The organism is Streptomyces sp. AC558_RSS880, from assembly GCF_019049255.1.
GTDB lineage: Bacteria > Actinomycetota > Actinomycetes > Streptomycetales > Streptomycetaceae > Streptomyces.
In genome coordinates, this window is sequence record NZ_JAGMUJ010000019.1 from 16,883 (window position 1) to 38,758 (window position 21,876).

Genomic DNA, 21,876 nt, shown 5'->3' on the forward strand with positions numbered 1-21,876 from the left:
CCGTCGCTCACAGCGACTCCTGGGTGGTGCGGCGGGCCTCCGCGTACCGCTCGTAGCGTTCGTACCGCTCGACGCGGCGACGCTTGGCGCGGCGGAAGCGGCGGGCGACCAGCCGGGCGAGGTCGGCGGCGCCGACCATGCCGGCCTCGGGGCCGAGCTGGGCGCGGACGATGTGGGCCTCGGGGCGGTAGCCGCGACCGGTCAGGTGCCGCTTGAAGGCGTCCCGCGCGGGGCCGATCAGCAGGTCGTCGGCGGCGGAGACGCCACCGCCGATGACGAAGCAGGAGGGGTCGAGGGCGGCGGCGAGGTTGGCGATGCCGACGCCGAGCCACTGCCCGATGTCCTGGAGCAGTTCGATGCACATGGCGTCGCCCTCGCGGGCCAGCTCGGTGATCATCGGGCCGCTGATGTCGGCGATGTTGCCCTTGACGTGCTCGATGATCCCGTAGGCGACCGGCGAGTCGGCGGCGGCCAGCTCGCGGGCCTCGCGGACCAGCGCGTTGCCGGAGCTGTACTGCTCCCAGCAGCCGCGGTTGCCGCAGGGGCAGCGGTGGCCGCCGGGGACGACCTGCATGTGGCCGAACTCGCCGGCCACCCCGTACTTGCCGCGCTTGACCTGCCCGTCCTCCAGGATCGCGCCGCCGATGCCGGTGCCGAGCGTGATCATGACGAGGTGGTCCTCGCCGCGGCCGGCGCCGAAGCGCCACTCGGCCCAGGCGGCGGTGTTGGCGTCGTTGTCCACCAGGACGGGGACGGCGAGGCGGCCGGCGATGCGGTCGCGCAGCGGTTCGTTGCGCCAGGACAGGTGGGGGGCGAACAGCACGCGGTTGCGGTCGGCGTCGACCCAGCCGGCCGCGCCGATGCCGACGGCGTGCACGTCGTGCCGGTCGGACAGGTCCAGCACCAGTTCGACGATGGTGTCCTCGACGACCTTGGGGCTCTTGGACTTGTCCGGGGTCTCCGTGCGCAGCCGCTCCAGGATGTTGCCGTCGGCGTCGACGACGCCCGCCATGACCTTGGTGCCGCCGATGTCGATGCCCACCGTCGGGACACGGGGCGCCGTCAGGTGGGAGCGGCGCTCCCGGGTGCCGACGGTTCTCAGGACCGGGGCGCGGCGGGAGCCGATGGGGGCGGTGAAGTCGCGGTAGGTGCTCATCGTGTGCGATTGTGCCGCACGGCTCCGCCGGGTGCCGAACGGGACAGGGGTGGGGCAACACCGTTCTTCGCCGGGTGCGGGTGCGTTGGGGCTGGTCGCGCAGTTCCCCGCGCCCCTAGGGACGTTGCAGTTCGTGGCGTAGATCGTCCAGCTCGTTGCCTCCCGCCATCTGCCGTGTCAGCTCGTCCAGCGTGATGGAGTCACGTGTGTGGCTTCCCACCATCGTGCCGCGCTTCAGCAGGACGAACCGGTCCCCCACCAGATACGCGTGGTGCGGGTTGTGGGTGATGAAGACGACGCCCAGGCCCTCGTCGCGTGCCGCTGTCACATACTTCAGGACCACCCCCGACTGCTTCACACCCAGCGCCGCCGTCGGCTCGTCCAGGACCAGGACCTTCGCGCCGAAGTGCACCGCGCGGGCGATGGCCACGCACTGGCGTTCGCCGCCGGAGAGGGTGCCGATGGGCTGGTCGACGTCGCGGAGGTCGATGCCCATGCGGAGGAGTTCCGCGCGGGTGGTGCGGCGCATGCGGTCGACGTCCATGCGCTTGAAGGGGCCGGTGCCCTTGCGCGGCTCGGAACCGAGGAAGAAGTTCCGCCACACCGGCATCAGCGGGACGACGGCCAGGTCCTGGTGGACGGTGGCGATGCCCCGGTCCAGGGCGTCGCGCGGGGAGGCCAGGTGGGTCTCCTCGCCGTCGAGGGCGAGCGTGCCGCCGTCGTGCCGGTGCAGTCCCGCGATGATCTTGATCAGGGTGGACTTGCCGGCGCCGTTGTCACCCAGCACACAGGTGATCTCACCCGCGTGCACCTCCAGCGACACGCCCTCGAGGGCGCGGACGTTGCCGTAGTGCTTGCTGACGCCGGACAGCTCCACGAGGGCCGTACGGGAGTCGGTCCGGGTCATGTCGAGGCCTCCGCGCGGCGGCGCACCCAGGTGTTGAGCAGGGTGGCGAGGAGCAGCATCGCTCCGAGGAAGAACTTGAACCAGTCGGGGTTCCACTCGGCGAAGACGATGCCCTTGCTGGTCATGCCGAAGAGCAGCGCGCCGACCGCCGAGCCGACGGCGCTGCCGTGGCCGCCGGTGATCAGACAGCCGCCGATGACGGCCGCGATGATGTAGATCAGCTCGTTGCCGACGCCCTCGCCGGACTGGACGACGTCGTAGCTGAAGAGCAGGTGCTGGCCGCAGATCCAGGCGCCGAGGGCGACGCCCATGTAGAGGGCGGTCTTGGTGCGGGTCACGGGGACGCCCACCGCGCGGGCGGCCTGTTCGTTGCCGCCGACCGCGAAGATCCAGTTGCCGGCGCGGGTGCGCAGCAGGATCCAGCTGCCGAGGGCGACCAGGGCGAGCCACCACAGGACGGTGACCTTGATGTGCGCGCCGCCGACGGTGAAGGTCGACGCGAAGAGCGCCCGCGCGGTGGTGAAGCCCTCCATGTCGGCGATGGTCCTGGTGGAGACGGTGCCGCCGATCAGCTTGGTGAAGCCGAGGTTCATGCCGGTCAGCATCAGGAAGGTGCCGAGCGTGATGATGAAGCTCGGCAGTCTCGTGCGGGCCAGCATGATCCCGTTGAAGGCGCCGACGGCGAGCGTGACCAGCAGGGACACGCCGACGCCGACCCAGACGTTGGCGGTCATCTGGTAGCTGAACATCGACGACACCAGTGCCGACGACGTGACCAGGACACCGGCCGACAGGTCGAACTCGCCGCCGATCATCAGCAGCGCGACCGGGACGGCCATGATGCCGATGGTGGAGGACGCGTAGAGCACGGTGCCGAGGCTGGAGGCGCGCAGGAAGCTGTCGGCGGCGAGGGCGAAGCAGCAGAAGACGGCGATCGCGCCGACGAGGGAGCCGAGCTCGGGTCTGGTCAGCAGCCGCCGGAGCGGCGAAGAGCCGCGCAGAAACCTTTCACCAGATGTGTCGGGAGATACGTCGGGAGTCGTCGCGCTCATCGGGTGCCCCGCTGCGTGTAGTCCTCGAGCGCGGCGGCGTCGTCCTCGGTGATGATCTGCGGCCCGGTGAGCACGGGCCGGCCGCCGCCGAGGACGTCGGCGTTGTACCGGTACAGCCACAGCAGGTCGACCGCCTCGTAGCCCTGGAGGTAGGGCTGCTGGTCGACGGCGAAGCCGAGGCTTCCGTCCTTCAGGCCGGCGGCGACCTTGGCGTTGAGGTCGAAGGTGTCGATCTCGGCGTCGCTGCCCGCCCCCTCACGCGCCTTGACGGCGGTGTCGGCGTAGGGGGCGCCCAGGGTGACGACGGCGTCCACGGCGGCGTCGGACTGCAGCCGGGCCTCGATCGCCGACTGCACGTCGGGCATGCTCGTGCCGTTGACGTGGAGGCGGACCACCGTGCCGTCGAAGGTCTTCTCCACCCCGTCGCAGCGCTGCTCGTGACCGACGTTGCCCTGCTCGTGCAGGACGCAGAGGGCCTTCTCGCGGCCGCGCTCGTTCAGCTCCTCGCCGACCGCCTCACCGGCGATCGTCTCGTCCTGGCCGATGTGGGTGAGCGCGCCGAACTCCTTCGACTCGGCCGAGCCGCTGTTCACGGTGACGACCGGGATGCCGGCCTCGCGGGCGCGCGCGAGGGACGCCTTCATCGCGTCCGGCTTGGCGAGGGTGACGATGATGCCGTCCACCTTCTTGTCGACGGCCGCGTCCACGAGCTGCGCCTGCTGCTGGGCCTCGTCGTCGTGCGAGTAGAGGAAGCGGACGTTGTCCTTCACCGCGGCCTGCTCCGCGCCGCTCCGGACGATGTCCCAGAAGGTGTCGCCGTCTCCCGCGTGGGTGATCATCGCGAAGGTCCAGCGGGGGGTGTCCACCGCCGCCCTGCCCTGGGCCGCCGCGGCCGCGCGGGCGTCCTCCGCTCGTTTGCCGCCGGTACCGCTGCATCCGGCGAGCGAGAGACTCAGCGCCCCCGCCACCGCGATGCCCACCCAGGTCGAAAACCGTGACACGAGGACTTGCCCTTCTTGCTGTGCTCTTGCGTATGCAAGGGGCCGATGACCACACCGGCCCCAAACGCCCCATTGTCGAACACGGGCATCGGGCGTCCCCGCGCGGGGACCGGAAGTCGGTCACATTGTCCTGACATGACGACGGCACAGTGCGCGCGTCGCGCCGGATTGTCAGGACCGTACAAGCAGCTGGAACTCGAACGAGTAGCGGGAGGGCCGGTAGGTGTGGGTGCCGAACTCCACCGCGCGGCCGGTGTCGTCGAAGGTCACGCGCTCCATGGTGAGCAGCGGGGCGCCGGTCGCCTCCCCCAGCCGCTCGGCCTCGTCGGCGGTGGCGGCACGGGCGCCGATGGTCTGGCGGGCGCTGTGCAGGGTGATCCCGGCGGCCCGCATCAGCCGGTACAGGCCGGTGGCCTCCAGCCGGCCGGTGTCCAGGTCGAGCAGTCCCGGCGGCAGGTAGTTGCACAGGTACGCCATCGGCTCCCCGTGGGTGAACCGCAGCCGTTCGATCCGGTGGACCTCGCTGTCCTCGGCCACGCCGAGCGCGGCCGCGACCTCGGCGGACGCCTCCACGACGGTGTTGACCAGCACCTTCGTCCCGGGACGCTGACCGGCCGCCTCCAGGTCGTCGTAGAGGCTGCTGAGCTCCAGGGGACGCTTGACCTGGCTGTGCACCACCTGGGTGCCGACCCCGCGGCGGCGCACCAGCAGCCCCTTGTCGACGAGGGACTGGATGGCCTGGCGGACGGTCGGCCGGGACAGGCCCAGCCGCGCGGCGAGCTCGATCTCGTTGCCCAGCAGGGTGCCGGGGGTCAGCTCGCCGCGCTCGATGGCGGACTCCAGCTGCCGGGACAGCTGGAAGTACAACGGCACGGGGGAGCCGCGGTCCACGCTCAGCTCCAGCTGTACGGTCGGGTCCACTTCTGGTTTCGGCACGGGCCGAGCGTAGCCCCGTGCGCTGTTGACGGGAAGTCGTGTAGTTCGGTTGTCCGGACATACGCATTGACAGGGAGCGGCGCGAGCCCCACTTTGTTTCCATGCGCATAGGGGTCATCGGTACGGGCCGCATCGGCACCATTCACGCCCACACACTCAGCAGGCACCGCGACGTCGGCTCCCTGATCCTCACGGACGTCGATCCGGCGCGGGCCCAGGCCCTCGCCCACCGGCTCGGCGAGACGGCGGCACCCGGGGTGGACGAGATCTACACCTGGGGAGTGGACGCCGTGGTGATCACGGCGGCCACGTCCGCCCACGCCGATCTGATCGGCCGGGCGGCACGCGCGGGGCTGCCGGTGTTCTGCGAGAAGCCCGTCGCCCTGGACCTGACGGGCACGTTACAGGCGATCACGGAGGTCGAGACCGCCGGGACCGTCCTGCAGATGGGGTTCCAGCGCCGTTTCGACGCCGGTTACACGGGCGCCCGGGAGGCGGTGCGCTCGGGCAGGCTCGGGCGGCTGCACACCGTACGGGCGATGAGCGGCGACGCGGAGCCGCCGCCGGCCGGGTACCTGCCGCAGTCCGGCGGGCTGTACCGGGACGCCCTGATCCACGACTTCGACATCCTGCGCTGGGTGACCGGCCGGGAGGTCACGGACGTCTACGCGGCCGGGTCCGACGCCGGGCCCGCGATGTTCCGCGACGCGGGCGACGTCGACACCGGCGCGGCGCTCCTCACCCTCGACGACGGCACGCTCGCCACGGTCACGGCGACCCGGCTGAACGGCGCCGGCTACGACGTGCGCATGGAGCTCGCCGGGGAGCGGGACCAGATCGCCGTCGGCCTGGACGACCGTACGCCGATCGCGTCCACCGAGCCGACCGGGCCGCCGGCCGCGGACAAGCCGTGGACCGGTTTCCTGGAGCGGTTCGGGCCCGCGTACGAGGCCGAGCTGATCGCGTTCGTCGAGGTGGTGCGGGGCGAGCGGGCCAACCCGTGCGACGGGCGGGAGGCCCTTCAGGCACTGCTGGTCGCGGAGGCGTGCGAGCTGTCCCGGCGGGAGCGCAGACCGGTCCGGCCGACGGAGCTGGTGCGCGGGGCGACGGCGGCGTACACCTGACCCGCGCGGGCTCAGCGGCCGTCGGTCTCCTCCAGGAGGCCGGCGTCGTGGGCGAGCAGGGCGATCTGCACGCGGTTGTTGAGGCCGAGCTTGGCCAGGATGCGGGAGACGTGGGTCTTGACGGTGGCCACGCTCATGTAGAGCTCCGCGGCGATGTCGGCGTTGGCCAGGCCCCGGCCGACCGCGACGGCGACCTCGCGTTCACGGTCGTTGAGGTCCGCGACGCGCGCACGCGCGCGCGTGCGCCGCGTGTCGGCGGCGGTGCCGGCCGCGTGGGCCATCAACTGCCGGGTGACCGTGGGCGACAGCACCGGGTCGCCGGCCGCGACCCGGCGCACCGCGGCGACGATCTCGGCGGGCGGGGTGTCCTTGAGGACGAACCCGGCGGCGCCCGCGCGGAGCGCGCGCAGCACCTGCTCGTCGGCGTGGAAGGTGGTGAGCACCACGACCTGCGGGGCGTCCTCGCGCCGGCGCAGCGACTCGGTGGCGGTGAGACCGTCCACCGTCGGCATCCGGATGTCCATGAGGACGACGTCCGGGCGGGTGCGGTCGACGAGCGCCTCGACCTCGCCGCCGTCCGCGGCCTCACCGACGATCTCGATGTCGTCCGCGCCGCCCAGCATGAAGGACAGCCCGGCCCGCACCAGCGGGTCGTCGTCGACGAGGAGCACCCTGATCGCAGTCATGACCCGTACGTAATCACGGCCGGGCGGGGCGGGGACACACGCACCGGCCGGTTCCCGTTCACGCCCACGGCAGCCGTGCCCGTACCGCGAACCCGCCGTCGGGCGTGGGCCCGTGCTCCAGGGTGCCGCCCGCCAGGGCCGCCCGTTCGGTGAGACCGATCAGGCCCTGCCCGGCGCCGGGCACGCGCGGTACGTCCCCCTCCGGCGCCGGGTTGCGCACGGTCACCGTGAGGCCCTCCCCCGGGCCGCCGGTGACCGACACGGTGACCTCCGTGCCGGGGGCGTGCTTGCGGGCGTTGGTCAGGCCCTCCTGGGCGATCCGGTAGGCGGTGCGGCCCACGGAGGCGGGGACGCCGGCCGGGCCGGTGACCCGCTGGTCCAGGGTGACCTTCATGCCGGCCTGCCGGGACTCGGCGACCAGGGTGTCGAGCGCCGCGAGCGTCGGCTGCGGCCGGCCCGTGTCGTCGGAGTCACCGGCCCGCAGCACGCCGATGATCTCCCGCAGGTCCTGCAGCGCCTCGTGCGCGCTCTCCCGGATGACGCCGGCCGCCCGCGCGACCTCCTCGCGCGGGGCGTCGGGCCGGAACTCCAGGGCGCCCGCGTGCACGCTCAGCAGCGTCAGCCGGTGCGCGAGCACGTCGTGCATCTCCCGCGCGATGGCCTCGCGCGCGAGCCGCTGCGCCTGTTCGGCCCGCAGCCGCGCCTCGGTCTCGGCCCGCCGCGCCCGGTCCCGCAGGCTCAGCATGAGCTGCCGCTTGGACCGTACGAACATGCCCCAGCCGACGATCGCGACGACCAGCACCACGAAGAGGAGCAGCGAGGCGAGGTACGGCAGGTCGGGATCGGGCCGCCACCAGAAGTACAGCGGGACGGACACCGCGTGGGCTCCGCCCACCCACAGCACGTACCGGAAGGGCCGGTGCACGGCGAGCGTGAACAGGGCGATCATGGCCGCGCCCCCGGAGGTCTCCGAGACGAAGCTGACCGGGGCCATCACGGCGGCCAGGGCGAGCGGCCACCGCCGGCGCAGCCAGACCGCGGCGCACGACAGCGCGCCGAGCACCTGGTCGGCGACGGCCAGCGCGTGCGGGACGGCGTGGTTGTCGTTGAGCGACTCGGCGCCCAGGAGACCCACCAGGACGGCCAGCACGAAGCAGGAGAAGTCGACGACCCAGTCCCGCGCGGTGCGCCGGGGCCGGCGCCCGGAACGGGCCGCGTCGGGGTCGAGTTCGTGGAGGAGGGCGGACGGGAAGAACCATCGGCGCCCCGTGAACACCGGGGCGGTCTGCGCCGCCTTGTCACCAGTCACAGTCGACAAATCTATGCAGAGAACGCCTCCGGCACCGCCGTGCGGGCGGGATCGCCGACCAAAGTCGCGGCACCGCAGACTTTCGGCGCTCCGGCCGGCGCGAAGCGCCGCCTTCCGTCGGGAAGGGCTCGCCCCGCGGCCGATACGGGCCGGGGGTCCGCGGGGCGAGAGTCGGTGGCATGAAGCGACTACTGGAAGTTCTGGGGTTCCTCACCGGGGTGCAGGGGGTGGCGGGCCTGGTGAGCGAGTTCGCCGGCTGGGACTGGGGACTCGTCCACCGGTTCTCGTTCCTCGACGGTTACGAGCTCTTCGCGAGCATCGCCCTGCTGGTGCTGAGCGGCGCCCTGTTCGCCGCCGCGGAGAGCCGGAAGCCCGGCTGACATCGCCGTCCGGGCGGCGGCGTCCACCGGTACGGCCGGTGTCAGGCGTCCTCCGGGAGCTCGTACGAGCCGTACTCGGGGCGGCCGGAGAAGTCGTAGGCCTGGATGGACACGCCCGCGGCGGTGATCTCTCCGCCGGTGTGCCGGAAGGCGCTCGGCATCGAGCCCTCCGGGAACAGGCGGCGCCCGGCGCCGAGGACGACCGGGAAGGTCAGCAGGTGCAGGGTGTCCACGAGGTCGAGCGCGAACAGGGACCGGGCGAGGGCTCCGCTGCCGTGCAGCTGGAGCTCGCCGTCGGTGCGCTCCTTGAGGGCGATGACCTCCTTGGCGAGGTCGCCGCGGAGCACGGTGGTGCCGGCCCACTCGGGGTCGGTGAGGGTGGTGGAGGCGACGTACTTCGGCAGCGCGTTCAGTTTGCCGGCGACCGGGTCGGCGGGGTCGGTCATCTTCGGCCAGTACGAGGCGAAGATGTCGTACGTACGACGGCCGAGGAGGAAGGCGCCCACGCGGGAGAAGACCCCGTTGACGAACCGGCCGAAGTCCTCGTCGCCGTAGGGGACGCTCCAGCCGCCCTGTTCGAAACCGTCCCTGGTGTCCTCCTGGGGGCCGCCGGGGGCCTGGTAGACACCGTCGAGGGTGACGAAGGTGGTGACTACGAGCTTGCCCATGACGGGTTCCTGCCTTCCTGGTGCACGGGTGGGGACATGTCGTCATCAGCTCAGACCGCGGTGGGGTCCGCAACTCATCGGTGGGGCGTCAGGTCGACGTCCGTTCGCCGCCAGCGACCGGGCGGCGGGGGCGCTGGGATGGACGCATGACGACAGACACTTCTGTGAAGACCCTTGAGAAGGCCCTGCTCGGCAAGGTGGCGCTGGTGACCGGCGGCAGCCGCGGGATCGGCGCGGCGACGGCGCTGCGGCTCGCGCGGGAGGGCGCGGACGTGGCGGTGACCTATGTGAACGGCAAGGAGGCGGCCGAGGAGGTCGTGCGGGCCGTGGAGGCGCTGGGGCGCCGCGCGGTGGCCCTGCGCGCGGACGCCGGTGACCCGGAGGAGGCGGTGGGGGCGGTGAACGCCGCCGCGCGGGAGCTGGGCCGGCTCGACGTCCTGGTGAACAACGCGGGCGTCGGCGTGCTCGGGCCGGTGGAGACACTGTCCTTCGCCGATGTCGACCGGGTGCTCGCGGTGAATGTGCGCGGAGTCTTCCTCGCCTCCCGCGCGGCGGTCGCCCTCATGCCGCGCGGGGGGCGGATCATCACCGTCGGTACGTGCATGACGCAGCGGGTGCCCGGGCCGGGCGGGACGCTGTACGCGATGAGCAAGTCGGCGCTGGTGGGGCTGACGAAGGCGCTGGCGCGGGAGCTGGGTGAGCGGGGGATCACGGCGAACATCGTCCATCCGGGGCCGATCGACACGGACATGAATCCGGCGGACGGGCCGTATGCGGACGGGCAGGCGGCGATGACGGCGGTGGGGCGGTTCGGTACGGCGGAGGAGGTCGCGGAGACGATCGTCCACCTGGCGGGGGCGGCGTACGTCACCGGGGCGGAGTTCGCGGTGGACGGGGGGCATGCGGCGTGATCGCCGGCGCACGGCGGCCGGGGTGACGGCCGCCGTGCGGGGGTTGCGCTGCCGGCGGTTGCCGGGTGCCGCCGCGCCCACCCGTGCCGCCCCAGCGGCACGACTGCCGGCCGTGGCGTCAGCCCAGTTCCGCCGTGCCCTGCTCGGTCAGCGAGCCGAAGAGCCTCAGGCGGGAGATGCCGCCGTCCGGGTGGATGTCCACGCGGGCGTGGGTGGCGGTCGCCGGGGCCGGGAGGACGAAGCGGTGGTTGGTGTCGGGCTGGAGGCGGGTGCGGGGCAGGATCTCCCGCCAGTCGCCGTCGTCCCCGTCCTTCACCGACACCGACGCCCAGCCGGCGCTGTTGCCCTTCAGGTACGCCGTGTCGATCTCCAGGGCGCGGATCTCCGACTGGGCGACCAGGCGGTAGCGGATCCAGTCGTGGCCCCGGTCGCGGCGGCGGCGGGTCTCCCAGCCGTCGTCCATCTTGTGGGAGCGGCCGGGCCGGATGGTGTTGGTGGCCGGTGAGTAGAAGCGGTCCGAGGCGTCCTCGACCCGGCCGCCGTTCTCCAGGGCGACGACGTCGAAGGTGCCGAGCGCGGCCAGCCACGCCGGGTCCGGGACGACCTCGCCGTACACGCGCAGCCGGGCGATGCCCCCGTCGGGGTGCTGCTTGAGGCGCAGGTGGGTGAAGCGCTCTTCGGACGTGACGGCGAAACCGTTGGCCGCGTGGCCGCCGACCGGGGTGCGCGGGACCAGCGTCGTCCACTTCACCTCGTCCGCGAGCAGCTCCTCCGGGGACGGGGAGCCCGCCACCGAGGTGCCCTCGAGGGACACGGCCTGCGGGTGGTTGCCGCGGAAGTGGGCGGTGTCCACGACGATCCCGCGGACGACGCCGGGCGCGCCGAGCCGGATCAGCGCCCAGTCGTGGTCCTCGTCCGCCGGCCACGGATGCTCGGCGGAGGTGCCGCGGCGGCGCCGGGTCTCCCAGCCGTCCATGATCTTGCCCTTGTGCCCGAAGTGCTCGGGGTCGAACTCGGCGCGCCCGGGCAGCAGCAGGTTCTCGCGCTGGGCGAAGAACTCGTCGTTGGCGGCGATGACACCGGCGCCGAGCCGGCGGTCGGCGAGGTCGGCGTGGTGCGTGAAGGGGAAGTCGGCGGTGCGGTAGTCCGCGTACGGGTCACCGCCGCTGTAGGGGTGTGCGTCGCCGGTGAAGCTCTCGATCGCCGTCACGGTGATCTGGTCCTGCCTCTCGGGTGTCGGTGTCAGTGGGAGCGGGTGAGCAGTCGGCCCTTCGGTTCGGTGAACTCGCCGTCGGCGAGGATGCGTTCGCCGCGCAGCCAGGTGGACCTCACGACGCCGTACAGGGTCCTGCCCGCGTAGGCCGTCACGCGGTTGCGGTGCTGGAGCGCCGCCGGGTCGACGGTGAAGGTCTCGTCGGGGGCGAGGACGGCGAAGTCGGCGTCGTGGCCGGGCGCGATGGCGCCCTTGCGCGCGTCGAGGCCGGCCAGCCGGGCCGTGCGCGCCGCCATCCACCGCACGACGTCCTCCAGGCCGTGGCCGCGTCTGCGGGCCTCGGTCCAGACGGCCGGCAGGCTGAGCTGGAGGCCGGAGATGCCGCCCCAGGCGGTCGAGAAGTCGTCCGTCTTGAGGTCGGCGGTGGACGGGGAGTGGTCGGTGACGACGCAGTCGATGGTGCCGTCCGCCAGGGCCTGCCAGAGCAGGTCCTGGTTGGCGGCCTCGCGGATGGGCGGGCAGCACTTGAACTCGCTGGCGCCGTCCGGGACCTCCTCCGCGGTGAGGGTGAGGTAGTGGGGGCAGGTCTCGACGGTGACGCGTACGCCGTCCGCCTTGGCCGCGGCGATCAGGGGCAGCGCGTCGCCGGAGGAGAGGTGCAGCACGTGCACCCGCGCGCCGAAACGTTTCGCCTGCCGCACGAGGTGCGCGATGGCGGTGTCCTCGGCGTCACGCGGGCGGGAGGCGAGGAAGTCGGCGTACTTCGGGCCGCCGTGCTGCGGGGCGGCGGCGAGGTGGTGCGGGTCCTCGGCGTGCACGATCAGCAGTCCGTCGAAGGCGGCGATCTCCGCCAGGGAGCGGGCGAGTCGGTCCTGGTCGAGGTGCGGGAACTCGTCCACGCCGGACGGCGACAGGAAGGCCTTGAAGCCGAAGACGCCGGCCTCGTGCAGCGGGCGCAGGTCCTTGACGTTGTCGGGCAGGGCGCCGCCCCAGAAGCCGACGTCGACGTGGGCCTTGTCGGCGGCGACGCGCCGCTTGGTGCGCAGGTGGTCGACGGTGGTGGTGGGCGGGAGGGAGTTGAGCGGCATGTCGATCAGGGTGGTGACGCCGCTGGCCGCCGCCGCGCGGGTGGCGGTCCAGAAGCCCTCCCACTCGGTGCGTCCGGGGTCGTTGACGTGCACGTGGGTGTCGACCAGGCCGGGCAGCAGGACGTCGTCGCCGAGGTCCTCCAGGCGGGCGCCTTCCGGGACGGGCGCGTCGTACGGCAGGACGGCCGTGATCGTGCCGTCGGCGACCGTGACGGACGCGGCGCGCGTCCCCTCGGGAGTGATGACGCGCGTGGAGCGCAGCACGTGTTCGGCGTCGGGCACCCGGATCCTCCTGATCTTCCGCCGGGTTGGAATTCAACGTTCTGTTGAAGGAGTCTTCACCCGCGCCCCCGGCCCGTCAAGGGCCCTCACCCCGCACGGTCCGCCCCGACGGCCACCCCTGGACGATTCCACAAAGTGGAACTAGACTTTCACTCAGCAGAACGTGGCTACGCACAAGCGGGCGGCCGACCGGCCGCCGGGTAGGCTTCTGCCCTTCCTGCCAGGCCTCGAAAGGAACGCGCCGTGCCGACGTCCAGCGCCAGCACCACCGACTCCGCCCGGTCCGCCGCCAGTGGCGGCGTGCAGTCCCTCGAGCGCGCCTTCGACCTGCTCGAACGGATGGCGGACGCGGGCGGCGAGGTCGGCCTGAGCGAGCTGTCCGCGAGCAGCGGACTGCCCCTGCCGACCATCCACCGCCTGATGCGCACGCTGGTCGCCTGCGGCTACGTACGCCAGCAGCCCAACCGCCGCTACGCGCTGGGCCCGCGGCTGATCCGGCTCGGCGAGTCCGCCTCCCGGCTGCTGGGCACCTGGGCGCGCCCGTACCTGGCCCGCCTGGTGGAGGAGACCGGCGAGACGGCGAACATGGCACTGCTCGACGGGGACGAGATCGTGTACGTGGCGCAGGTGCCGTCGAAGCACTCCATGCGGATGTTCACCGAGGTCGGCCGGCGCGTCCTGCCGCACTCCACGGGCGTGGGCAAGGCCCTGCTCGCCGGTTTCCCGCCGGAGGAGGTGCGGGCCCTGCTCGGCCGCACCGGCATGCCCGCCGCGACGGACAGGACCATCACCACACCGGAGGGCTTCCTGGCGGCCCTGGAGGACGTACGGCGCCTCGGCTACGCGATGGACGACAACGAGCAGGAGATCGGCGTCCGTTGCCTCGCCGTACCGGTGCCGGACTCCCCCACGGCGGCGGCGATCTCCATCTCGGGCCCGGCGGGGCGGGTCACGGAGTCGGCGACGGAGCGGATCGTGCCGGTGCTCCAGCAGGTCGCGGCGGAACTCTCCGAGGCGCTCACCACACCGGGCACCACCCCCACCGCCTGATCAGGGCGCGCGTCAGCCGCGCGGTGACGGGCCGAACAGGTCCACCGCCTCGCGCAGTTCGCGCACGCCCTGCCCCAACGCGCTCACCGAGCCGATCGCGCCCGCGATCAGCAGCAGGGAGCGGCGCAGCCGGGGAATCTCAAGGTCGCCGCCGGCGGCCATGCCGGCCAGCGCGGCGAGCTCCTCCTCCGCGATGCTCCGGTCCCGGAAGTCCCCGGGATGGGCGGCGAGTTGACGGCGTAACCGGGACACGACGGAGCGCAGCTCCCTCACCCGCGGGTCCACCTGACTGCCGGGCACACGCCTCTGCTCCACACTGGGCAACGCAGTCCTCCCCCTGGCACGTCGTTGTGCGCCTCCCCGACCGGCCGCGGTACCCGCCGGCCGGTCGCGCCAGTAAACGCCACCCCGGCCCCCTCGCGCCAGTCCACTGCGTCATCGAGTTGCTCCGCAGCGTGACATGGTGGCCCCGGGCACCCGTCCCGGCACCCCGCGACGGGTGCGGTATGCAGGAGGCATGACGACACATCACAGGGGCGGGGACACCACCGCGGAGGTCGCGGGACTGCTGCTGGCCGCGGGCGGCGGGCGGCGGCTCGGCGGGCGGCCCAAGGCGCTGCTCACGCACCGGGGGCGGCCGCTGGTGGAGCACGCGGTGGGGGTGCTCCGCGCGGGCGGCTGCGCGCGGGTGCACGTGGTGCTCGGCGCGCGGGCGGACGAGGTGCGCGCCCGCGCCCTCCTGCCGGACTGCGTCCTCGTCGACAACCCGCGGTGGGAGCAGGGCATGGGCACCTCCCTGCGGGCCGGTCTCGACTCACTGGCCGGGACGGGCGCGCGGGCCGCGCTGGTCTCGCTGGTCGACCAGCCCGGGATCGGCCCGGAGGCGGTCGCCCGGGTGCTCGGCGCCCACGACTCCCCCGAGTCGCTCGTCTCGGCCGCCTACGCCGGCGTGCGCGGCCACCCGGTGCTGTTCGGCGCCGCGCACTGGGCCGGGATCGCCGCGACCGCGACCGGCGACCGGGGGGCACGCGCCCATCTGGAGGAACACGCGGAGGGACTCACGCTCGTCGAGTGCGGCGACGTGGCCGAGGCCTACGACATCGACACCGAGGCGGATCTGGCGCACCTTGAATGAGCCGGGGTTGCGGTGGGTGAGCGGTGGAGGAGGCACCGAGCGCCACCTTCCCTCGACCCGGAGAATCTCGACATCAACAAAACATTGAACTTCCACCATGAGGAAACTACTATCCACTGGTCAGAAGCGCCCGCCCTCCGTACGGGCGTCCACCGCCGTACCCGGGCCGACCGGCACCCGGTGCCCCGCACGCCGAAGGAAGTGACAGCCGATGTCCGCACCAGCGCCGTCCCCGCTGGCCATCGTCGACGCCGAGCCCCTGCACCGGCAGGAGGAGGTCCTCACCGAGGCGGCGCTCGCCTTCGTGGCCGAGCTGCACCGGCGGTTCACGCCCCGGCGTGACGAGCTCCTCGCCCGCCGCGCGGAGCGCCGCGCCGAGATCGCCCGCACCTCCACGCTCGACTTCCTGCCGGAGACGGCCGCCGTCCGCGCGGACGACTCCTGGAAGGTGGCACCGGCACCCGCGGCCCTCGAGGACCGCCGCGTCGAGATCACCGGCCCCACCGACCGCAAGATGACCGTCAACGCCCTCAACTCCGGCGCGAGGGTCTGGCTCGCGGACTTCGAGGACGCCTCGGCGCCCACCTGGGAGAACGTGGTCACCGGCCAGCTCAACCTGATCGACGCCTACACGCGGAACATCGACTTCACCGACCCGGTGTCCGGCAAGTCGTACGCCCTGCGCCCGGACGCGGAGCTGGCGACGGTCGTCATGCGCCCGCGCGGGTGGCACCTGAACGAGCGTCACCTCACCGACGCCGACGGCACCCCGGTGCCCGGCGCGCTGGTCGACTTCGGCCTGTACTTCTTCCACAACGCCAAGCGGCTGATCGAGCTCGGCAAGGGCCCGTACTTCTACCTCCCCAAGACGGAGTCCCACCTGGAGGCCCGGCTGTGGAACGAGGTGTTCGTCTTCGCGCAGGAGTACCTGGGCGTGGAGCAGGGCACGGTCCGCGCCACCGTCCTGATCGAGACGATCACGGCCGCGTACGAGATGGAGGAGATCCTCTACGAGCTGCGCGACCACGCCTCCGGTCTGAACGCAGGGCGCTGGGACTACCTCTTCTCCATCGTCAAGAACTTCCGTGACGGCGGGGCGAGGTTCGTCCTCCCGGACCGCAACGCGGTGACGATGACCGCCCCGTTCATGCGCGCGTACACCGAACTCCTCGTCCGCACCTGCCACAAGCGCGGCGCGCACGCGATCGGCGGCATGGCGGCGTTCATCCCGTCCCGCCGGGACGCGGAGGTCAACAAGGTGGCCTTCGAGAAGGTGCGCGCCGACAAGGACCGTGAGGCGAACGACGGTTTCGACGGCTCCTGGGTCGCCCACCCCGACCTGGTCCCGATCGCCATGGAGTCCTTCGACCGGGTGCTCGGCGACAGGCCGAACCAGAAGGACCGCCTCCGCGAGGACGTGGACGTGAAGGCGGAGGACCTCATCGCCATCGACTCCCTGGACGCCAAGCCGACGTACGCGGGCCTGGTCAACGCCGTGCAGGTCGGCATCCGCTACATCGAGGCGTGGCTGCGCGGGCTCGGCGCGGTGGCCATCTTCAACCTGATGGAGGACGCCGCCACCGCCGAGATCTCGCGCTCCCAGATCTGGCAGTGGATCAACGCGGGGGTCGTCCTCGACAACGGCGAGCGGGTCACCGCCGAGCTGGCCCGCAAGGTCGCGGCCGAGGAACTGGCGGGCATCCGCGCGGAGCTCGGCGAGGAGGCGTTCACGGCGGGCAACTGGCAGCAGGCGCACGACCTGCTGCTGAAGGTCTCCCTCGACGAGGACTACGCCGACTTCCTCACCCTGCCGGCGTACGAGCAGCTCAAGGGCTGAGCCGCTACGTCTCCGAGTGGCCCAGGTGCACCGACCAGTCCTGGGCCGCCGCCGGTTTGCCGTGCAGGTCGGGGACCCGCTTCAGCCAGTCCGGCCGGCCCCGCCGGGTCCTCGCCGCCCGCCGGGCGTTCTCCTCGGCGAGCTCGTCCGGGCTGGGGAAGTCGGTGGGCAGCCACGCCCCTGACGCCCGCACGCGCGCGTGCAGGTACGCCACGTACGCCTCGCGGACCTCGTCGGGCGTGGCGAAGTGGGTGTCGTCGGCCAGCCAGTCGTCGGGGACCTCCGCGGTGATGGACCGCAGCAGCTCCTCGGTCACCTTCGGCGCGAGTTCGGCGTCCGCCGCGCGGACGTCGGGGCCGTAGTGGCCGAGGGCGTGGTGGCGGAAGTCGTACGCCTTGCCGGGGTCGGAGCCCTCCCAGCGGTGGTGGAAGACGAGCGCGGCCCCGTGGTCGATGAGCCACAGCCGCGGCGGGGCGACGCCCCGTGTCGGCCACACCACCAGGTTGGAACTGTGGACGGTGCGGTCCACGTTCACGGTGAGGGCGTCGAGCCAGACGATCCGGCCGGCCTCCAGCGGATCGACGGGGAAGGCCCGGGCGACCTCGGGGGTGAAGTCCCGCGCGCCCGACAGGTAGTCCATGCCGAGATTGACGCCGGCGCTGGAGGCGTGCAGCTCCCGCACCTCCTGGTGCGGCTCGTCGGCCGCCACCGCCGGATCGAAGTGCACCAGCACCAGCTCCGGGAACCGCAGCCCGAGGGCGCGGGCCAGCTCCCCCACGATCACCTCGGCGACCAGCGCCTTGCGCCCCTGCGCGGAGCCGGTGAACTTGACGACGTACGTGCCGAGGTCGTCGGCCTCGAAGACGCCGGGGACGGACCCGCCGGTACGCAGGGGCTCGACATAGCGGGTGACGGTGACTCTTCTCAGCATCTTCCCAGCCTGTCAGCACTGTCGGCCTTGCCCTGCACGGCGACCTCCTAAGCTACCCGACAGCGGGACCGGCCGGTCCTCAGCCCCCTGGGGGAATCCGGGGGGGTCCGGCCACCATGCCGCTCCTCCCGCCTCCGGCATGATCGAGGCACAGGTGTGCCGCAGTACGTGGAAGCCGTCCTTCGGCGCCGCCTCCCCCTGCCTACCGGGTGAGGTGCAGGTGCAGGTGCGTCCGCATCCGGGCGTCGAGTCCGGTCTCCCCGGCCAGGCGCGGGGCCCGCGCCACCGCGTCCGCGTGGTCTGCTGTTCCACACACGTCGGCTATTCCTTGGTGGCGTCGGACGTCGGCTCGAAGTTGAAGGAGCGGATGAAGCAGTCCCTCGGCTGGCTCACGGCGAACAGGACGCAGTCGAGCAGCGACTGCGCGGTGAGGGGCGCTCCGGCGCCGCGGTCGGTGGTCTCCCACTCCGGGCCCAGCGGGTCGACGTTCTTGAAGTCCGGCGGGTACAGCGAGATCACTCGTACGCCCTCCGGGCGCAGCCGCTGGGACAGGATCTCGGAGAAGTTCGCCTGGGCTCCCTTGGCGGCGTAGAAGGCCGGGTTGCCGGAGCAGGAGTCGCTGCGCCGGGAGGCGGCCAGCGAGACCATGTTGACGATGTCGGGGCGCTCCGAGGCGCGCAGCAGCGGCAGGAAGTGCTTGACCATGAGGACGGTGCCCGCGCCGCCGGACGTGACGGTCGCCAGGATGTCCTCGTCGGTGGCGGCGGCGAGGTCGAAGCCCTCCAGCCACATGGCGCCGTTGTTGAGCAGGATGTCCACCCGGTCGGTGAGCGCGCCGACCTGCTCGGCGAACTCCCGTATCGAGGCGGGGTCGGTCAGGTCGCAGGAGAAGGCGTGGACCTTGTCGTGGCCGAGCGCGACGATCTCGTCGCGGGTCGCCTGCGCCGCCTCCAGGCTGCGGGCGGACAGGTAGACCTCGGCGCCCAGCTCGGCGAACCGGATGGCCAGGGTCCGGCCGAAGTCGCGGGCAGCTCCGGTGACGACGACACGTGTGTTGTTCATGGGTGTGGTGCTCCTCGGTTCACGGTGGGACCGGTCGCGTCGCTCTGCGTCGGCAACCGGTGGAGTGGACAGTCGACGGCGTTCCCCGCCCGCTCGTCGGCGGTCGGGTGGGTGTGGTGCTCGTCGGGCAGGCAGGTCGCCGGCATCGCGGTGTCCGCGCCGCCACCCGGGTCGACGGCCACGACCCGGACACCCGGGCGCAGCCGGGCCGCCTCCTGGGCGACGGCGCGGACCGCGCCTCCGGCTCGAAGAGGACGCGCTCCTCGCCGTACTCCTCCGGCAGCCGCACCTTGAGCGGCGCTGCTCAGCGGCTGCTTCGCCAGGCTCTTGGCGTGATGGATGATGACGGGGATGTCGACTGCCTCGATGGCCCCGCTGTAGTACGCGACCGTGCCGGCGTCGTCGAGCGGTCGGCACGTCCCGAACCCCCACCCGCGGTCTTCCCTCAGTTCGCCTGCCGCCGCAGGAGCGCGAGTTCACGGTTCATCTCCCGGAGGAACCGCACGATCACCGTCAGTTCGTCGGGGGTGAAGCGGCCGCGCGCCGTGTCGGTGCTGTGCGCCAGTGGCCGGAAGTACTCCCTGGCCAGGTCCCTGGCCCGCTCCGCGTACTCCAGGTGCACCACGCGGCGGTCGCCGGCCGCCCGGACGCGCCGGATGTGACCCGCCCGCTCCAGCCGGTCGAGGCACGCGGTCACCGCTCCGGACGTGAGGTTGAGCTGCTTGCGCAGGCGACCGGGCGTCATGGGCTCGCCCGGCGCGTCGGCGTCCGTATCCGCGTCCGCGTCCAGGATCGCGATCAGGGCCTGCATGTCGGTGGGGTGCAGGCCCTGCGCGTGCGCGAACTCCTGGGCGATGCGGTTGAACTCGCTGTTCATCCGGCGCAGCTGGACGGCGAAGGACTGCAACCCCGTCGGGTCGTCCGCCGGAAGAGGTGGCGAGGGGGTACCGGAGCCGCTCATACAAGCCAGTATAAGATCACTCGATGATTGAGATACTTGATCATTGACTTACCCCTTCGGCTCTGGGAATCCGCATGAAGAACGCACCGCACCGGGCCCGGTGGCTCGTCCCCCTCGTCCTGTTGATCGTCTGGCTGGGGGTGGGCGGGACGCTCGGGCCGTACGCGGGCAAGCTGGGCGAGGTGGCCACCAACGACCAGGCCGCCTTCCTCCCGCGGAGCGCCGAGTCCACTCGGGTACTCGATGCCCAAAAGGCGTTCGACCAGTCCGAGACCATGCCGGCCGTCGTGGTCTGGACGGCGGACGGCGGCCGGATCACCGAGGCCCAGCAGGCCGCCGCCTCGGACGCGGTCGGCGCCCTCGCCGGCAGCACCGGTGTCGTCGGCCGGCCCTCTCCGGCGCTGGTCTCCGAGGACCGGAAGGCCGTGCAGGCCGTCGTACAGCTCCAGCCCGACCTCGGCGAGGAACTGCCCGGGGTGCTGGACGAGGTGCGCCGGGCGGCGGACGGCGTGTCCGGGGCCACGGCGCGGATCGCCGGTCCGGCGGCGACCCAGGCGGACCTGTCGGACGCGTTCGCGGGCATCGACGGACTGCTGCTGGGCGTGGCGCTCGGCGCCGTGCTGCTGATCCTGCTGCTGGTCTACCGGAGCGTTCTGCTGCCGTTCCTGATCATCCTCGGCTCCGTCTTCGCCCTCGGGCTCGCCTGTGCCGTCGTCTACGCGCTGGCGGACCGGGACGTGGTGCGGGTCGACGGCCAGGTGCAGGGCATCCTCTCGATCCTCGTGATCGGCGCGGCCACCGACTACGCCCTGCTGCTCGCGGCCCGTTTCCGCGAGGAACTCGCCGAGCGCGGCGACCGGTACGCGGCCGCGGTGGCGGCCGTGCGCAGGTCCTTCGGCGCCATCACGGCGAGCGCCGCCACCGTGGCGCTCGGTCTGCTGGCCCTGCTCGCCAGTGACCTCACGAACAACCGCGCCCTCGGACCGGTCGGCGCCATCGGCATCGTGTGCGCGGTGCTCTCCACGCTCACCTTCCTGCCGGCCGTGCTGGCCCTGCTGGGCCGGGCCGCGTACTGGCCCGCCCGGCCGAAGGCGTCGGACGCGTCCGTGGAGGGGCACGGCGTGTGGCGCCGGGTCGCCGCGGCCGTGGACCGCCGGCCGCGCCGGGTGTGGCTGCTGACCGCGCTGGTCCTCGCCGTCCTCGCGGCCTTCGCCCCCTCCCTGTCCGCCAAGGGGGTGCCGCTCGACGAGATCTTCGTGAACGACGCGCCCTCGGTCGCCGCCCAGGAAACGCTCGGCGAGCACTTCCCCGGCGGGTCCGGGAACCCGGCCGTCATCATCGCCGACGCCGGCCGCGGCACCGAGGTGACGGCCGCGGCGCGGAAGACGGAGGGCGTGGCCTCGGCCGGCGCCGTCTCCGCCTCGGGACGGCCGGGGGCCGGTGAGCCGCTGGTCGTCGACGGGCGCGTCCGCATCGACGCCACCCTCGAGGACGCGGCGGACAGCGACGCCGCGAAGGAGACCGTCGAGCGGCTGCGCGAGAACGTGCACGCGGTCTCCGGGGCCGACGCGCTGGTCGGCGGCCACACGGCCCAGCAGTACGACACCCAGCGGACCGCCGCCCACGACCGCACCCTGATCGTCCCGGTCGTGCTGGCCGTCATCCTGCTGATCCTCGTCCTGCTGCTGCGCTCCCTGCTCGTGCCCGTGCTGCTGGTCGCGACCGTGGCGCTCAACTTCCTGGCGACCCTCGGCGTCTCGACGCTCGTCTTCGAGCACCTCCTCGGGTTCAGCGGCACGGACGCCTCCGTCCCCCTGTACGGGTTCGTGTTCCTGGTGGCCCTCGGCGTCGACTACAACATCTTCCTGATGTCCCGGGTGCGGGAGGAGGCGCTCGCGCACGGCACCCGGCGGGGCGTGCTGCGCGGGCTGACCACGACCGGCGGAGTGATCACCTCGGCCGGTGTGGTGCTCGCCGCGACGTTCGCCGCGCTGATGGTCATCCCGCTGGCCTTCCTGGTGCAGATCGCCTTCATCGTGGCGTTCGGCGTGCTGCTCGACACGCTCGTGGTCCGCTCGCTGCTGGTCCCCGCGCTGGTGATCGACATCGGGCCCCGGGCGTGGTGGCCCGGGGCCCTGGCCCGCGACGGCGCGGGACGTGCGCCGAAGGAGGCGGGGCGGAGCTGAC

General features: G+C 72.6%; 21 protein-coding genes. 7 read left to right on the plus strand and 14 right to left on the minus strand.

Translation table 11 applies throughout. From position 1 onward, the window contains the following. Positions 1 to 7 precede the first annotated feature (7 nt). The 5 genes from KUM38_RS07230 to KUM38_RS07250 form a co-directional block, all read right to left on the minus strand. Positions 8 to 1,156, minus strand: coding sequence for an ROK family glucokinase (locus KUM38_RS07230; RefSeq protein WP_217128438.1), 1,149 nt, complete (start codon positions 1,154 to 1,156; stop codon positions 8 to 10). Between the two features lie 115 nt (positions 1,157 to 1,271). Continuing rightward, entirely contained in the window at positions 1,272 to 2,063 is a 792-nt protein-coding gene (locus tag KUM38_RS07235; RefSeq protein WP_217128439.1) for an ATP-binding cassette domain-containing protein, read from the minus strand. Beyond that, positions 2,060 to 3,115 carry an ABC transporter permease gene (locus tag KUM38_RS07240; protein WP_217128440.1) on the minus strand — a complete coding sequence of 352 codons (1,056 nt, stop codon included), beginning with the start codon at positions 3,113 to 3,115 and terminating at the stop codon, positions 2,060 to 2,062. The genes KUM38_RS07235 and KUM38_RS07240 overlap by 4 nt, the downstream gene beginning before the upstream one ends. Then, entirely contained in the window at positions 3,112 to 4,116 is a 1,005-nt protein-coding gene (locus KUM38_RS07245) for a sugar ABC transporter substrate-binding protein (RefSeq protein ID WP_217128441.1), read from the minus strand. The genes KUM38_RS07240 and KUM38_RS07245 overlap by 4 nt, the downstream gene beginning before the upstream one ends. A gap of 171 nt (positions 4,117 to 4,287) precedes the next feature. Then, a complete protein-coding gene (locus tag KUM38_RS07250) occupies positions 4,288 to 5,037 on the minus strand; it encodes a GntR family transcriptional regulator (protein ID WP_217128523.1) in 750 nt (249 codons plus the stop codon). Between the two features lie 116 nt (positions 5,038 to 5,153). On the opposite strand from KUM38_RS07250, the gene KUM38_RS07255 reads away from it, so the two are divergent. After that, entirely contained in the window at positions 5,154 to 6,176 is a 1,023-nt protein-coding gene (locus KUM38_RS07255; protein ID WP_217128442.1) for a Gfo/Idh/MocA family oxidoreductase, read from the plus strand. Positions 6,177 to 6,187: 11 nt separating this feature from the next. On the opposite strand, the gene KUM38_RS07260 is transcribed toward KUM38_RS07255, so the two are convergent. Next, the gene (locus KUM38_RS07260) at positions 6,188 to 6,862 is read right to left on the minus strand and encodes a response regulator transcription factor (protein ID WP_217128443.1); all 675 of its coding nucleotides are present in this window, start codon (positions 6,860 to 6,862) and stop codon (positions 6,188 to 6,190) included. Between the two features lie 58 nt (positions 6,863 to 6,920). Continuing rightward, the gene (locus tag KUM38_RS07265) at positions 6,921 to 8,171 is read right to left on the minus strand and encodes a histidine kinase (RefSeq protein WP_217128444.1); all 1,251 of its coding nucleotides are present in this window, start codon (positions 8,169 to 8,171) and stop codon (positions 6,921 to 6,923) included. Between the two features lie 179 nt (positions 8,172 to 8,350). Between KUM38_RS07265 and KUM38_RS07270 the strand changes: the two genes are divergently transcribed. After that, a complete protein-coding gene (locus KUM38_RS07270; protein WP_217128445.1) occupies positions 8,351 to 8,551 on the plus strand; it encodes a hypothetical protein in 201 nt (66 codons plus the stop codon). Between the two features lie 41 nt (positions 8,552 to 8,592). Here the strand turns inward: KUM38_RS07270 and KUM38_RS07275 are convergent, their stop codons facing one another. Beyond that, positions 8,593 to 9,219: a dihydrofolate reductase family protein gene (locus KUM38_RS07275; RefSeq protein ID WP_217128446.1), complete on the minus strand. Its 627-nt coding sequence runs from the start codon at positions 9,217 to 9,219 to the stop codon at positions 8,593 to 8,595. 146 nt (positions 9,220 to 9,365) lie between these two features. On the opposite strand from KUM38_RS07275, the gene KUM38_RS07280 reads away from it, so the two are divergent. Next, complete coding sequence (locus tag KUM38_RS07280; RefSeq protein WP_217128447.1) at positions 9,366 to 10,130, plus strand: SDR family oxidoreductase; 765 nt, start codon at positions 9,366 to 9,368, stop codon at positions 10,128 to 10,130. A gap of 118 nt (positions 10,131 to 10,248) precedes the next feature. Here KUM38_RS07280 and alc read toward each other — a convergent pair whose 3' ends face one another. Together alc and allB are read right to left on the minus strand one after the other, a co-directional pair. Further along, complete coding sequence (gene alc, locus KUM38_RS07285) at positions 10,249 to 11,340, minus strand: allantoicase (RefSeq protein ID WP_217128448.1); 1,092 nt, start codon at positions 11,338 to 11,340, stop codon at positions 10,249 to 10,251. 32 nt (positions 11,341 to 11,372) lie between these two features. Continuing rightward, positions 11,373 to 12,713: an allantoinase AllB gene (gene allB / locus KUM38_RS07290; protein ID WP_217128449.1), complete on the minus strand. Its 1,341-nt coding sequence runs from the start codon at positions 12,711 to 12,713 to the stop codon at positions 11,373 to 11,375. 243 nt (positions 12,714 to 12,956) lie between these two features. On the opposite strand from allB, the gene allR reads away from it, so the two are divergent. Then, positions 12,957 to 13,763 (plus strand): allantoin degradation transcriptional regulator AllR, encoded by an 807-nt coding sequence (gene allR, locus KUM38_RS07295; RefSeq protein WP_217128450.1) that lies wholly within the window; start codon positions 12,957 to 12,959, stop codon positions 13,761 to 13,763. Between the two features lie 12 nt (positions 13,764 to 13,775). Here allR and KUM38_RS07300 read toward each other — a convergent pair whose 3' ends face one another. Beyond that, positions 13,776 to 14,063 (minus strand): DUF5955 family protein, encoded by a 288-nt coding sequence (locus KUM38_RS07300; protein WP_308408918.1) that lies wholly within the window; start codon positions 14,061 to 14,063, stop codon positions 13,776 to 13,778. Positions 14,064 to 14,280: 217 nt separating this feature from the next. On the opposite strand from KUM38_RS07300, the gene KUM38_RS07305 reads away from it, so the two are divergent. Both KUM38_RS07305 and aceB read left to right on the plus strand, forming a co-directional pair. Then, positions 14,281 to 14,898 (plus strand): NTP transferase domain-containing protein, encoded by a 618-nt coding sequence (locus KUM38_RS07305; RefSeq protein ID WP_217128452.1) that lies wholly within the window; start codon positions 14,281 to 14,283, stop codon positions 14,896 to 14,898. A 211-nt stretch (positions 14,899 to 15,109) separates the two neighbouring features. Then, complete coding sequence (aceB, locus tag KUM38_RS07310) at positions 15,110 to 16,735, plus strand: malate synthase A (protein ID WP_217128453.1); 1,626 nt, start codon at positions 15,110 to 15,112, stop codon at positions 16,733 to 16,735. 4 nt (positions 16,736 to 16,739) lie between these two features. On the opposite strand, the gene KUM38_RS07315 is transcribed toward aceB, so the two are convergent. From KUM38_RS07315 to KUM38_RS07325, 3 genes are all read right to left on the minus strand, one after another. Next, on the minus strand, positions 16,740 to 17,666 hold the full coding sequence (locus KUM38_RS07315) for a HipA family kinase (protein ID WP_217128454.1): 927 nt from the start codon (positions 17,664 to 17,666) through the stop codon (positions 16,740 to 16,742). Positions 17,667 to 17,987: 321 nt separating this feature from the next. Then, positions 17,988 to 18,728, minus strand: coding sequence for an SDR family oxidoreductase (locus KUM38_RS07320; protein ID WP_217128455.1), 741 nt, complete (start codon positions 18,726 to 18,728; stop codon positions 17,988 to 17,990). 445 nt (positions 18,729 to 19,173) lie between these two features. Beyond that, positions 19,174 to 19,689, minus strand: coding sequence for a MarR family winged helix-turn-helix transcriptional regulator (locus KUM38_RS07325; protein WP_217128456.1), 516 nt, complete (start codon positions 19,687 to 19,689; stop codon positions 19,174 to 19,176). Between the two features lie 74 nt (positions 19,690 to 19,763). Between KUM38_RS07325 and KUM38_RS07330 the strand changes: the two genes are divergently transcribed. Beyond that, positions 19,764 to 21,875 carry an MMPL family transporter gene (locus KUM38_RS07330; RefSeq protein ID WP_217128457.1) on the plus strand — a complete coding sequence of 704 codons (2,112 nt, stop codon included), beginning with the start codon at positions 19,764 to 19,766 and terminating at the stop codon, positions 21,873 to 21,875. The last annotated feature ends 1 nt before the right edge of the window (position 21,876 follow it).